The 13,458-nt window shown below is 42.3% G+C and carries 11 protein-coding genes; 5 read left to right on the forward strand and 6 right to left on the reverse strand.

What is annotated here, in order from left to right; genetic code table 11:
• Positions 1 to 2: 2 nt before the first annotated feature.
• Positions 3 to 3,017 carry a formate dehydrogenase-N subunit alpha gene (gene fdnG, locus C9J42_RS14825; RefSeq protein WP_146144304.1) on the reverse strand — a complete coding sequence of 1,005 codons (3,015 nt, stop codon included), beginning with the start codon at positions 3,015 to 3,017 and terminating at the stop codon, positions 3 to 5.
• 100 nt (positions 3,018 to 3,117) lie between these two features.
• On the opposite strand from fdnG, the gene fdhD reads away from it, so the two are divergent.
• Together fdhD and mepA are read left to right on the forward strand one after the other, a co-directional pair.
• On the forward strand, positions 3,118 to 3,945 hold the full coding sequence (fdhD, locus tag C9J42_RS14835) for a formate dehydrogenase accessory sulfurtransferase FdhD (RefSeq protein WP_107247356.1): 828 nt from the start codon (positions 3,118 to 3,120) through the stop codon (positions 3,943 to 3,945).
• 280 nt (positions 3,946 to 4,225) lie between these two features.
• Positions 4,226 to 5,056 (forward strand): penicillin-insensitive murein endopeptidase, encoded by an 831-nt coding sequence (mepA, locus tag C9J42_RS14840; protein ID WP_107205948.1) that lies wholly within the window; start codon positions 4,226 to 4,228, stop codon positions 5,054 to 5,056.
• A gap of 83 nt (positions 5,057 to 5,139) precedes the next feature.
• On the opposite strand, the gene C9J42_RS14845 is transcribed toward mepA, so the two are convergent.
• Both C9J42_RS14845 and yegQ read right to left on the reverse strand, forming a co-directional pair.
• The gene (locus C9J42_RS14845; RefSeq protein WP_005369403.1) at positions 5,140 to 5,394 is read right to left on the reverse strand and encodes a YfhL family 4Fe-4S dicluster ferredoxin; all 255 of its coding nucleotides are present in this window, start codon (positions 5,392 to 5,394) and stop codon (positions 5,140 to 5,142) included.
• A 5-nt stretch (positions 5,395 to 5,399) separates the two neighbouring features.
• A complete protein-coding gene (gene yegQ, locus C9J42_RS14850; protein ID WP_045084309.1) occupies positions 5,400 to 6,788 on the reverse strand; it encodes a tRNA 5-hydroxyuridine modification protein YegQ in 1,389 nt (462 codons plus the stop codon).
• Between the two features lie 278 nt (positions 6,789 to 7,066).
• Here yegQ and C9J42_RS14855 point away from each other — a divergent pair, with 278 nt between their 5' ends.
• Positions 7,067 to 8,095, forward strand: coding sequence for a substrate-binding domain-containing protein (locus tag C9J42_RS14855; RefSeq protein WP_107205949.1), 1,029 nt, complete (start codon positions 7,067 to 7,069; stop codon positions 8,093 to 8,095).
• Between the two features lie 83 nt (positions 8,096 to 8,178).
• Here C9J42_RS14855 and C9J42_RS14860 read toward each other — a convergent pair whose 3' ends face one another.
• The 3 genes from C9J42_RS14860 to C9J42_RS14870 are packed head-to-tail and all read right to left on the reverse strand — an operon-like array spanning position 8,179 to position 11,139.
• Complete coding sequence (locus C9J42_RS14860; RefSeq protein ID WP_045127690.1) at positions 8,179 to 8,817, reverse strand: bifunctional 4-hydroxy-2-oxoglutarate aldolase/2-dehydro-3-deoxy-phosphogluconate aldolase; 639 nt, start codon at positions 8,815 to 8,817, stop codon at positions 8,179 to 8,181.
• A gap of 22 nt (positions 8,818 to 8,839) precedes the next feature.
• Positions 8,840 to 10,630 (reverse strand): phosphogluconate dehydratase, encoded by a 1,791-nt coding sequence (gene edd / locus C9J42_RS14865; protein ID WP_107287725.1) that lies wholly within the window; start codon positions 10,628 to 10,630, stop codon positions 8,840 to 8,842.
• Complete coding sequence (locus C9J42_RS14870; protein WP_107205951.1) at positions 10,627 to 11,139, reverse strand: gluconokinase; 513 nt, start codon at positions 11,137 to 11,139, stop codon at positions 10,627 to 10,629. The genes edd and C9J42_RS14870 overlap by 4 nt, the downstream gene beginning before the upstream one ends.
• Before the next feature lie 163 nt (positions 11,140 to 11,302).
• On the opposite strand from C9J42_RS14870, the gene C9J42_RS14875 reads away from it, so the two are divergent.
• Positions 11,303 to 12,664 carry a GntP family permease gene (locus tag C9J42_RS14875; RefSeq protein ID WP_107205952.1) on the forward strand — a complete coding sequence of 454 codons (1,362 nt, stop codon included), beginning with the start codon at positions 11,303 to 11,305 and terminating at the stop codon, positions 12,662 to 12,664.
• Positions 12,665 to 12,733: 69 nt separating this feature from the next.
• Positions 12,734 to 13,327 carry a DNA-3-methyladenine glycosylase I gene (locus C9J42_RS14880; RefSeq protein WP_107205953.1) on the forward strand — a complete coding sequence of 198 codons (594 nt, stop codon included), beginning with the start codon at positions 12,734 to 12,736 and terminating at the stop codon, positions 13,325 to 13,327.
• Positions 13,328 to 13,458: the final 131 nt, after the last annotated feature.

Here is a 13,458-nt window from a genome sequence, read left to right on the forward strand (position 1 = left end):
GCTTACTTCACCTTTTCCACGTTAACCAAGAATGCCTTGTACTCTGGCGTTTGTGAGTTAGCATCACCCACACATGGCGATAGCGCATTTGCTAAGTAGCCAGGTTTGGTGTCGCCTTCATAACCCCAGTGAATAGGAATCCCCACAGTGTGAACGGCTTGGCCATTAACATGCAGTGGTGTAATACGCTTAGACACATACGCTTTTGCTTCAATGAAGCCACGCTTAGAGGTGACGCGAACCATGTCAGCATTCTTAATGCCACGCTCTTTTGCCAAGCCTTCGCCAATCTCAACAAATTGTTCTGGTTGTAGAACAGCGTTGAAGTGAGAGTGACTTGTCCACGTATGGAAGTGCTCCGTTAAGCGGTAAGTCGTACCCACAAATGGGAACTGCTCTTTTTGACCAAGCTGTGCAAGATCGTCTTTGAAAATACGTGCCGCTGGGTTTGATACCACATTCTTATGTAATGGGTTGGTACCAATGGGTGTTTCAAACGGTTCGTAGTGTTCAGGGAACGGACCTTCAGCCATTTTATCTAATGCAAATAGACGACCAACGCCTTCTGGTTGCATGATAAATGGACCCGCATTGCTTGATGGTGGAAGCTTAGCGTTAAAGTCAGGCACATCAGGGCCAACCCATTTGCTACCATTCCATTCAACTAAAGTACGTGACTTATCCCAAGGTATGCCGTCAGGACGTGTTGATGCACGGTTGTACAGAACACGACGGTTAGCAGGCCAAGACCATGCCCAGTTTGGTGCTAAACCTAAACCAGATGGATCGCTGTTATCACGACGTGCAGTTTGGTTACCCGCAGGAGTCCAACTACCGGTGTACAGCCAACAACCTGCTGTAGTAGAACCATCAGCTTTTAGTTGAGCAAAGCTAGATAGCTGGTTGCCGTTAGCATCTTTACCGTTAAGTTCTTGTGCTAATTCTTTAGTGTTTGGCGCATCAGGAATGGCGTAGTTCCAATCTAGAGAAAGGATTGGATCTGGGTATGTACCACCATGTTGTTGGTACATATTACGCATCTTCATGAAGATACCCGCTAAGATCTCAGCATCACCTTTCGCTTCTCCCGGCATATCTGCCGCTTTCCAGTGCCACTGTAACCAGCGCGCTGAACTTACGATGGTGCCATCTTCTTCAGCAAAACATGCACAAGGTAAACGGAATACTTCCGTTTGGATATTCTTGGTATCCACTTCGTTTACGTTTGGTTTGTTCTGCCAGAATGTTGATGTTTCTGTCGCTAGTGGATCGATAACCACTAAGTATTTCAACTTAGATAGCGCATCCAATGTTTTTTGCTTGTTGGACATAGAGCCAACAGGGTTAAAACCTTGACAGATGTAACCGTTCATTTCGCCTTTCTTCATCATGTCGAAGACGCGAAGCATGTCGTAACCCTGATCCCACTTCGGCATCATGTCGTAACCAAAGTTATTTTCTGCGGTTGCATTTTTACCGTAGAACGACTTCAGTAATGATACGAAGAAAGACGGGTAGTGTTGCCAGTAGTTTGTTTGATCTGCTTCAAGTGCCACTGGTGTGTGGTGCTTAAGGTGAGTGGCAAGATCGACATCTTTATCAGATGGCAGTTTCAAGTAACCCGGCAGATTTTGTGCTAACAAACCAAGGTCAGTAATACCTTGGATATTTGAGTGACCACGTAGGGCGTTAACACCGCCGCCAGCCATACCCATGTTACCTAGAAGTAACTGGATCATTGCCATACAACGGATGTTTTCAGCGCCTTTTGAGTGCTGAGTCCAACCTGTTGCGTACAAAATAGTGGCAACACGGTTATCGGCAGCAGTGCTACCTAGCGCCTTACATACGTGTTCAAACATATCAACAGGCGTACCTGTGATGTTTGAAACTACATCAGGTGTGTAGCGAGATACGTGTTCTTTCAGTAAGTTCCATACACAGCGAGGATGTTGTAGGGATTCATCCTTCATTGCGTAGCCGTCATCGTCTAGCTTGTAGAACCAGCTACTACGATCGTACTGACGTTTCTCTGCGTCATAACCTGAGAACAGACCATCATGGAATGCGTAATCATCACGTACGATAAAGCTAGCGTTAGTGTAGGCTTTTACATATTCGTGATTTACTTGGCTGCTTGCGATCAGGTAACGAATAGCACCTAATAGGAAGGCAATATCAGCACCAGAACGGATTGGTGCATAGTGATCAGCCACTGCTGCAGTACGCGTGAAACGTGGATCAACCACAATGATTTCAGCGTTATTGGTTTTTTGAGCTTCAATTGCCCAGCGGAAGCCTACAGGGTGTGCTTCTGCTGCGTTGCCGCCCATTACAAGGATTACGTTGGCATTTTTAATGTCAACCCAGTTGTTGGTCATCGCACCGCGGCCAAATGTTGGAGCAAGACTTGCTACCGTTGGGCCGTGTCAAATACGCGCTTGAGTGTCAACTGGAACCATGCCCAAACCACGGGCAAATTTTTGTGTTAACCAACCATTTTCGTTGCTTTCTGCCGAAGCACATAGCATACCTGTGGTTAGCCAGCGGTTAACTGTGGTGCCTTGCTCATTTGTTTTAACAAGGTTTTCATCACGGTCTTGCTTCATTAACTTGGCAATACGAGTGAATGCTTCATCCCATGAAATACGTTGCCATTTGTCTGAACCAGGTGCGCGATATTCGGGGAATTTCAAACGTTGTTCGCTGTTAACAAAACCAGCTAGACCCGCACCTTTTGGACATAATGCACCACGACTTACTGGATGATCGGGATCACCTTCAACGTGGAATACCTTTTGTTTGATATTACCGTTTGCTGCACCAGTACTGTAAAGTAAAGTTCCGCAACCAACAGAACAGTAAGAACACGTATTACGCGTTTCTTTTGCTGCTGTTAATTTAAATTCTCGAGCTTGCGCCCAAGCTTTTTGCGGTATTGTGGCAAGGGAGGCAATAGATGTCGTAGCGACAGCTCCCGCGCACAATTTAAATAATTGACGTCTACTTATATTCAAAGTCAACTCACCTAATTATTATAAAAAAATTGTATTACATAAGAGGTCGGATATTATATGCGCGAATATAATATCGTCAAATCTTTGTGTGAAATAATAAATGTCTAGTTGTTTAATTACTGATGAATATATAGAGCATCAGGAATATTCTGTTCATGAAATAATTAAATATAAGAACGGAATAAAAATAGAATGTGAAGACTTTATTGCTGAAGAAGTTCCCATTGCGCTTATTTATAATGGAATATCTCATGCAGTAATGATGGCAACCCCATCAAATCTAGAAAACTTCGCAATTGGTTTTTCATTATCTGAAAGAATTATTAATAATATTAAAGAAATAAAAAATATTGATATAAAAAGTAGTAAAGAGGGGATAGAAGTTTATATAGAATTACAAAATCGTGCTTTTATGATGCTAAAAGAACAGCGTCGACAACTGGTAGGAAGAACCGGTTGTGGGTTGTGTGGTATTGAACATTTAAAGCAAGCAATGAAGCCTGTAAATACGGTTCCTGATACGCAAAGAATGCCTCTTTCTGTTATTAATCAATCTATTAAGTTTCTACATGAGAATCAGGAACTCGCTAACCGTACAGGTTGTACCCATGCTGCCGTATGGTTAAATGAACACGGTGAATTAGCGGCGATTTATGAAGATGTTGGTCGTCATGTGGCGCTAGATAAGTTAATAGGCGCTCGTGCAAAATATTCGCAACTTACCAAAGGTGCAATCTTAATTACCAGTCGTGCTAGTTATGAAATAGTGCAAAAGGCAACATCTGTCGGTGTGGAGATATTATTTGCAGTATCAGCACCTACAGCATTAGCGATTAATTTAGCTGAAGAATCTGGATTGACATTAATAGGTTTTTGTCGAGAAGGTAGGGCTACTATTTATACAAAAAAACATAGAATAATAAATTAAGCATATTTCATGAAATTAAAACCTAGATTATTTATAAAATAATATAAGAGGTTTATGACGTTAATACTTTCTTTGTTTATATTTCCATTAATCAGTAATAATCATGTTAAATAAGTAAAAGTAACAAAGACTGACTTAAACAAACCAATAATCCCCTTTAATTTTAGTTGTATAAGATAACCAGACTTTTAATTATAGGTGATATATAAATATTTTTATAACTGTGAATTATAAATGATTAACAGTATGATTTGTTTTTTATCATAATTAGGAATCAGTTGTGTTAGGGAAAATATTAACAGGATTGTTACTTGTAGCTTCAAGTACGAGCGTGATAGCAACACCTTGGGAAAAAGTAAAAACACCAACATCTGGTGAGTCAATGTCTATTGGCTCATACTCGAATGGGTGTTTAGCAGGCGCGGAAGCACTGCCACTGGAAGGTGATGGTTATCAAGTTATCCGCGCTGAACGCGGCCGTTACTATGGTAACCCTGAAACAATCACTTTCTTAAAAGAGTTAATGAAAACTGCACAGCAACTGAAAATTGGTAATGTGCTGGTGGGAGATATTGCGATGCCTCGTGGTGGACGCTTTTCATCAGGTCACGCCAGCCACCAAACAGGCTTGGATGCGGATATTTGGTTACGTATTCCAGAAAAACCGTTATCACAGAACGATTTAAAAACAGTTTCAGCACTACCTATGGTTGATGTGAAAAATCACAAAATCATCGAAAAGAACTGGAGCAGTAAACAAGCGCATTTGATCCAGCTTGCGGCAAGTGATGATCGTGTCGCCCGTATATTCGTTCATCCTGTGATCAAAGAACAGCTTTGTAAAACGGAGTGGAAAGATCGTGATTGGTTACGTAAAGTTCGTCCTTGGTTTGGTCATTACTACCATTTCCATGTCCGGTTAAATTGTCCTGAAGGCAGTACCTACTGTGAGCCACAAACCCCACCACCAGCAGGTGATGGCTGTGGTAAAGAGTTAGCCTCATGGTCACCAGATTTTAAAAAGCCAGAGTCAAATAAACCGGCGGTTAAACCAAAACCTAAACCGAAGCCAGTGTTACCTGCTCAGTGTAAGGTGCTTATTAATAGTTAATTTTTCTAAATTAACTGTGTATAGGTATAAAAAAAGCGCCGCAAGGCGCTTTTTTATTGTTTGATGGTTGGATCGAATAAGAACTAAGCAAGACCTTGTAAGGTAACAAACTTTTCTAGCAGTTCATCGTCAGATTCAACGTGATCAGGATCGGTAATAATGCAGTTGGTGATTGGACAAACCGACTGACAGGTCGGCTTGTCGTAATGCCCTTTACATTCAGTACAGCGATCTGGGTTTATTTCATAGATGCTATCACCCATGGTGATCGCCTCGTTAGGGCATTCAGGATCACACATGTCGCAGTTAATGCATTTGCTTGTAATGAGCAGTGCCATAGTGCTTATTTACCGTCTTTAGGAGCGTGAGGGTTACGTGTATCTTCGCCATTACCCAAGTTACGCATTAACAGACCAAAATCAAGATCCATATCAGCTGGTACAGGGATAAATACGAAGTGTCCATTGCCTTTCGCGTCATCAATCACTTCAGACTTACGGTTTTCCATCGTCTCAAGATTGAAGATAACGTTACCTTTTGGTGTCATTACTTCAAGGCTATCACCAACAACGAACTTGTTCTTCACTTCGACTTCAGCAAGATCACCACGGCGTTTACCTGTGAACTCACCAACAAATTGTTGAGAATCAGAAATTGAGTAACCGTAGTCATAGTTTTGGTACGTGTCATGGGTGTGACGACGTAGGAAACCTTCAGTGTAACCACGGTGCGCTAAGCTTTCTAATGTGCCTAGTAATGATTCATCAAATGGTTTACCTGCAACAGCATCATCAATCGCTTTACGGTAAACTTGCGCAGTACGAGCACAGTAGTAGAACGACTTAGTACGGCCTTCAATCTTCAGTGAGTGAACACCCATTTTAGTTAGACGCTCAACGTGTTGAACAGCACGAAGATCTTTTGAGTTCATAATGTAAGTACCATGCTCATCTTCAAACGCCGCCATTTTTTCTTCAGGACGGTGAGATTCGCTTAGTAGCACAACATCATCAATTGGTTTTCCTAGACCTAGTGTATTATCAGGACGCTCTTCAACGTCTTGTGTTTGCACTGCGTCTTGAATTTCAACGATTTGCCCCGCATCGTTTTCAGTCGCTTTTTCTGTTTTATATTCCCAACGGCAAGCATTTGTACACGTGCCTTGGTTTGGATCGCGCTTGTTGATGTAACCAGAAAGTAGGCAGCGACCAGAGTAAGCCATGCAAAGAGCACCGTGAACGAAGATTTCTAGTTCAGTGTCAGGGCAATGCTCACGAATTTCTTCGATTTCTTCTAGTGATAACTCACGAGATAGAATGACACGCTCAACACCTTGGCTAGCCCAGAATTTCACTGTTGCCCAGTTAACTGCGTTGGCTTGAACTGACAGGTGAATAACAACCTCAGGGAATGCTTCACGAACCATCATAATAAGACCTGGATCTGACATGATAAGTGCGTCAGGGCCCATTTCTACGATTGGTTTAAGATCGCGAATGAAGGTTTTTAGCTTTGAGTTATGCGGTTGAATATTACATACCACATATAGCTTTTTACCTTGAGCATGTGCTTCATCAATACCAATCTTTAGGTTTTCGTGGTTGAACTCGTTATTACGAACGCGAAGACTGTAGCGAGGTTGACCTGCATAAACGGCATCAGCGCCGTAGGCAAATGCGTAACGCATGTTTTTAAGGCTGCCTGCAGGTGAAAGTAATTCTGGTTTAAACATTGCTCTATATTCTCTTATTCTGATTCCAGATCAGTTCGTATCACCTAGTGATACAAAGTTAAGGCGGGATTTTACGTTTTTCGTGACCTAAGTGCCACTTTTCTCCTTGAGTTTTTTCTTTGTTGCAATAATTACATTCGGTAAAATCGCTTTTAAGGCGGGGCGTAAACAATCTAATCGTGATGAAATTACAGATAAATAGTTGCTGCTATTAGATTTACCTCATAATCTACGTCTATTGCATTTTATTTTCTTCATTTCATCGTCAGGACAGACTAATGACAACCAAACCGAAACACCGTCCCACATTAAATGATGTTGCAAAACAGGTGGGAGTAACAAAAATGACGGTGAGTCGTTATTTGCGTGATCCTAGCTCTGTGGCTGAAAGTACACGAGAAAAAATCGCGGTAGTGGTGGAAGAGCTAGGTTATGTCGCCAGTCGCGCGCCTGATATTTTATCGAACCGTAACAGTAAGGCGATTGGGATCTTACTGCCATCGTTATCTAACCAAGTGTTTGCTTCTTTATTACAAGGGATTGAATCGGTAACCAAAAAAGAAGGTTATCAAACCCTGATCACCCACTATGGCTACAGTGCGGAAGAGGAAGAAGAGAAGATTGCTTCGTTATTGTCTTACCATGTTGATGGTTTGATTTTGACTGAAAGTATTCACAGCGAACGCAGTTATAAGATGATCAATGCTGCGGCTATTCCAGTGGTAGAAACGATTGATTTGCCTGAACATCCAATTGATATGGCGGTAGGGTTGGATCACCAACAGGCGGCATTTGATTTAGTCTCTAAGATGATTGAATACGGACGCTGCAATATTGTTTATTTCGCTGCGCGATTAGATCGCCGTACCCAATTGCGTTGTGACGGCTATATTCAAGCGATGGAAGCAAAAGGACTAACGCCACGTATTGTCTCGACAGAAGAGCACTCGAGCTTTACCCAAGGGCGAGAATTAATGCGTCAGGCTCTCTCGCAACACCCAGAGTTAGATGCTGTGTTTTGTACCAATGATGACTTAGCAATTGGCGCTATGATGCATTGCCAAGAGCACAATGTTGCCATTCCAAGTCAGGTAGCCATTGCAGGTTATAACGCCTTAGATATTGGTAAAGCGATTTCACCGACGCTTGCGAGTGTGAATACACCACGTGAAGAAATTGGTGCTGCAGCTGCGACATTATTATTGAAGAAATTAGCAGGAAAGAAAGTGGCTAATCCTATTCAAGATATTGGTTATAGCTTGTACTTAGGCGAGAGCTTAGGAAAGCCTGAAGTAGAAAGTAAGTAATAAAAAAACAGCGCACGAGAGTCACGTGCGCTGCCTACATTTATTCATCAATCTTTATTTATTAATCACTGATTGATTTAGCATTACGCTAATAGCGCTACCGCCTCTTGAGAAAGTTTGGTGATTTCTTCCCACTGACCATTATCAATCAGATCTTTAGGTAGCATCCAAGAACCACCAACGGTGGCAACACATTTCACCGCTTTGTACTGATCAACGTTTGCTGGGCTAATGCCGCCAGTTGGGCAGAACTGTACTTGTGGTAATGGCGCTGCAATAGCGGCGAGAGCTTTAGCACCACCATTCGCTTCTGCAGGGAAGAATTTTAATTGCTGGTAGCCAAGCTCTAATGCTTGCATGATTTCTGATGGTGTACTCACACCTGGAATTAAAGGTGCAGTGCCAGATTTTGCATAGCTAAGTAGCTTAGGTGTCATTCCTGGAGAAATCACAAATTTTGCGCCAGCTTCAACTGCAGCGTCATACTGCTCGCAGGTAAGTACCGTTCCAGCGCCCACCATCGCATCAGGCATCGCTTCCGCAATCGCACGAATTGCATCAAGAGCAACAGGCGTACGAAGGGTAATTTCAAATACCGTGATACCACCATTTTTTAGTGCTTGTGCCATAGGAACAGCGTCTTCTACGCGTTCAATGATCATTACAGGTACAACTGGCGATGCGGCAAACACATCTTGTGGATTAACTTGCCAAGTATTCATGTTTTTCTTCCTATCCAATAACTTAAAAAATAGTGGCGCCAGTATCGGCACTTGAAACTTGCTTGCGTAAATTGGCGAATAAGTTACGACCAAAGGTAAATGCAGGTATATCGTTTTCAATCGGTGCGCGACGAGCTGTAAGATCAGCGTTAACCGTTAGCTCACCTGTGATCGCATTTAATTCCACCATATCACCATCTTGAATTAAACCAATTGCACCACCACGTAGTGCTTCTGGCGTAATATGGATTGCAGCAGGAATTTTGCCTGATGCACCTGATAAGCGACCATCGGTAACCAATGCGACTTGATATCCTTTCTTTTGGATATTACCTAAAATTGGCATTAATTTGTGAAGTTCAGGCATACCATTTGCTGCAGGTCCGTTATGGGTCACAACAATCATCGCATCTTGATCTAACAAACCTTGTTTATAGGCTTTTTCAACCTCGTTTTGGCAACGGAATACTTTCGCTGGTGCTGTAATATGTTGATGCTGTTTTGCAACCGCAGACACTTTAATCACCGATGTACCAATATTTCCCTTTAATACTTTTAAGCCACCTGTCGGGTTAAAAGTGATCTCAGGTGTACAAATTACATCACTATCTGTTGAGTCTGCACAAGGCGACCATACCAGTTTGCCATCTTGTAAGCTTGGGGTGGTCATTTGATCAGTAAATTCACCAAACGCCGTTTTCACATTGGTATTGAGTAGCCCACGTTGGTGCAATGTTTTCATTAAGGTTGGTACGCCACCTGCTTGTTGGAAAGCATTAATATCAGCAGGCCCATTCGGGTACATGCGCACCAATAAAGGAACCACATCAGATAAATCACTAATGTCATCCCACGTTAAAATAATGCCCGCACTACGAGCAATCGCCACCATATGTAAGCTATGGTTAGTACTGCCACCCGAGGCTAACCATGCCACTAAACCATTTACCAAACTTTCTGCCGTCATTACTTCATAAAGAGGGCGGTATTGGCTTGATTGCTGATTTGCTGCCGCAGCAATACGACAAGCCGCTTCTTCGGTTAATACTTTACGTAGCTCGCTTGTTGGTGGTACAAACGCCGAGCCCGGTAGCATTAAGCCCATGGCTTCTAAAATAAGTTGATTAGTATTCGCTGTGCCATAAAACGTACAAGTCCCCGGTGAGTGGTATGCCTGACATTCCATGGTTAATAGCGCAGCGGAATCGACTTCACCAGCGGCATATTGTTGACGAACACTAACCTTTTCATCATTGCTTATGCCTGTACCCATAGGTCCAACTGGCACGAATGCTGTTGGAAGGTGTGCAAAAGATAATGCACCGATCAATTGTCCCGGGGCGATTTTGTCGCAGATGCTTAACAATAATGTTGCATCAAAAGCGTTATGACTTAAGGTAATTGCCGTTGCTTGAGCGACAATATCACGAGAAAACAGCGACATTTCCATGCCCGGTTGACCTTGAGTAATACCGTCACACATTGCAGGAACACAACCAGCCACTTGGCTCGTATGGCCGTATTCCGCTAGCGCTTTTGCAATAATATCTGGGTAATATTTATAAGGCTGGTGAGCACTTAGCATGTCATTGTAGCCACTGACGATAGCAATGTTGGCATGCAGGAAATCTAAAATCGCTGATTTTTCTTGGGCGCAATTAGCGGCAACAACGTGAGCAAGATTACCGCAAGAAAGTTGGCTACGGCCTTTACCCGCTTGTTCCATTTCTTTGGTCATGGCTAACCATTGCGGATAACTTTCAGCACTTCTTGCTTTAATGCGCTCGGTAACGGCTGAAATAATCGGATTCATAGATTTGCCTCACGTAATTGCTGAACAGCATCTTCAATAATTTCGTTAATAGAACCATCGATAGAGACAGTGAACACATCCATCTCATCAACAGGACGCTCAAGAGTTTCAAGTTGGCTAGTTAACATGGTGTCACGCATAAAATGACCTTTACGGGTACGCATTCGGTCAAGGATCAATTCACGATCACCATCTAAAAAGATGAACGATACATTTTGATTACCTTCACGGATCTGATCGCGATATTTCTTCTTTAAAGCTGAGCAAACAATGATCCCAACTTCGTTTTTATTCTCGAGGCTATAAGCCGCATCACGAATACGTTCTAACCAAGGTTCACGATCGGTATCGTTCAATGGATTTCCACTGGCCATTTTTTGGATGTTGGCTCTTGGGTGTAAATCATCACCATCGATGAACTTTGCATTTAAGCTGTGGGCGATACCTTCACCAATCGTAGATTTCCCGCAACCACATACCCCCATTACAATTATGCTTTGACCTGCCATTTTTTAACCTCTATCTCACTTTTGAACATCAGTTGTTCTATTTTCTTGTAAGTTACCATGTTACGGGTAACATGTTACCCGTAACATTTAGCGTTGTGAAGATACTCACAATAAAAATATTCACAACGGAATAAAACATTCTTTTTTGCTGGAGAGATCCTGTATGACGTTAGACCCAACCTACTTATTGTTCATCGCAGTATGTTCTATCTTGTTGTTATTATTACTAATAATGAAATTTAAGTTACATGCTTTCCTAGCTTTAACTTTAGTGAGTTTTATTACAGCAGTAGTAACAGGTGTAAATGCTGATCAAGTTGTACCTACCATGATGTCAGGTTTTGGAGGCACATTAGCCTCTGTTGCTCTGCTTGTCGGTCTAGGTACCATGATAGGGCGAATTCTTGAAGTAACAGGGGGCGCTAAAGTACTAGCGGATACCTTAATTGGTAGGTTTGGCCCTGAAAGAGCACCTTTTGCATTAGGTGTTGCGTCGCTGTTGTTTGGTTTTCCAATCTTCTTCGATGCTGGGTTAATGGTTATGATGCCTATTTTGTTTAGTGTTGCTAAACAATTTGGTGGCTCAACAATTAAGTACGCGCTACCTGTTGCTGGTGCTTTTGCTGTAATGCACGCATTCTTGCCGCCACACCCAGGTCCTGTCGCTGCAAGTGAGTTATTAGGTGCAAATATTGGTTTATTGACCATTGTTGGTTTGTTGATTGCACTACCAACTTGGTACCTAGGTGCTTACCTTTACGGTCTATGGGCGGGTGAACGCTTTAAACTGCCATTGCCACAAGCTTTCTTGGCAACGCAAGAAGTAATTGACGAAAACAACTTACCTAAGTTTTCAACAGTTCTTGCTATTTTGTTAATGCCTTTAGTGCTTATCTTTATGGACACGGGTCTACACACGCTAACAGTAATGGGTGTGGTAAATGGTGATGACGCTTGGGTTAATGCCTTACGTATGTTGGGTAAAACTCCTATCGCATTGATGATCACCTTGTTGTTCTGTTTAGCGCTATTTTCTAAGAATTACGGCATGGCAAAACTTGAAAAGCTATGTGGTGATTCACTTGCGCCAATCTGTGCCGTTATTCTTGTAACGGGTGCGGGCGGTATGTTCGGTGGCGTACTACGTGCAAGTGGTATTGGTGACGCGTTAGCTAACTTAATGTCTGATACTGGTATGCCAGTGATTGTGGCGGCATTCTTAGTTTCAACAGCGTTACGTGTCGCGCAAGGTTCAGCAACGGTTGCTCTAACTACAACAGCAGCGCTGATTGCACCTATGGTTGCCGCAACAACAGGTCTAAGTGCTTTAGATTTATGTTTCATCGTAATTGCAATTGCATCGGGCGCAACCGTGTTATCTCACTTCAACGATTCAGGATTCTGGCTAGTAGGTAAACTGCTAGATATGGATGAGAAAACAACCCTAAAAACGTGGACGGTAATGGAAACTCTTCTAGGTACAATTGCCTTCACAATTGCTGCAACATTAAGTATTTTCTTATAAATTAAAATAACGTGTAGAAGCCAATACGGGAGTAGTGATACTCCCGTATTTTTTTATAAGGACTGTATTATGACAACCCAGAGTAAGCCAACAACATGTTGTGACTGGGCAACGACCGATCCACTGCTACAGCATTATCACGATACCGAATGGGGCAAAAAAACGTGTGATGATAACGCCCTTGCTGAATGCTTTATTTTAGAGAGTATGCAAAGTGGCTTGAGTTGGTTAACCGTTCTGCGTAAACGTCCGGCTTATCGAGCAGCTTTTCTTGATTTTGATTTAGCTAAAATTGAAGCAGAATTATTGCCACAGCCACGAGAAGGATTAGTTGAGCATATTTGCCAGCAGTTCGATGTTATCAAGCATAAAGGTAAAATCGCGGCAGCATTGAATAATTTAGAGCTTTTGGTTGCAGTGCGAAAACACACCCCATTAGTCGATTTCTTTTGGCAGTTTGTTGATAACAAAGCCATTATAAATCAATGGCAAACCATTGCTGAAATACCAGCACAAACTGAGCAATCAGCAAATATGAGTAAGGTGCTAAAAAAGCAAGGTTTTAAATTTATAGGTGCGGTGACTTGTTATTCCTTTATGCAAGCAGTAGGCATGGTGAACGATCATCTTACAACCTGTCACGGTTATTCAAAAAATAGCTAGTTATTGATATTGTTAAACTTTTATTTAGGCACATTTGCAAAGTTAGTTTGAGTGATAAAGCAATGCAACGCTTTAGATAAGCGTACTATGCTTAACGACATCTCTCTTATAAATAACAACAAAGGTCTCTT

The organism is Photobacterium sp. GB-56 (genome assembly GCF_003026105.1).
Taxonomy (GTDB): domain Bacteria; phylum Pseudomonadota; class Gammaproteobacteria; order Enterobacterales; family Vibrionaceae; genus Photobacterium.